1 protein-coding gene is annotated in these 333 nt (G+C 38.4%); it reads right to left on the bottom strand.

Features of this window, described 5'->3' with window-relative positions:
- The coding region (locus tag ACVCXO_RS00105; RefSeq protein ID WP_452227571.1) for a hypothetical protein at positions 1-333 on the bottom strand (333 nt) is incomplete at both ends.

The following is a 333-nucleotide window of genomic DNA, read 5'->3' as shown; positions in this document are numbered from 1 at the left end:
GAATCGTTAAGTGTAAGTGTAGCAGTAAGTATAGTTTCGTTACCACAATCATCTGCAACGGTATAAGTAACTGTTAATGTACCACCAGCGCCACAAGTAGAAGCAAGGTTTGTGTACGCATAATCAGAAGTTACATCAAATACAGCATCTGTATCACAAGCATCTGTACCGCAAGATTGAAGTGCTAAAATATTAGCAGCATTCCAATCGTTAGCAATCGTTTCATTATTTGTTCCATCACACTCGATAGTTTCATCTGCAACAGTACAAGCTGTAAGGTCAGGACCAATAGAATCGTTAAGAGTAAGTGTAGCAGTAACCGAAGAAGTATTT

The organism is Lacinutrix sp. MEBiC02404, assembly GCF_053601575.1.
Note: the sequence above shows the minus strand (reverse complement) of the source record. Positions and strands in the feature narration are given on the sequence as shown.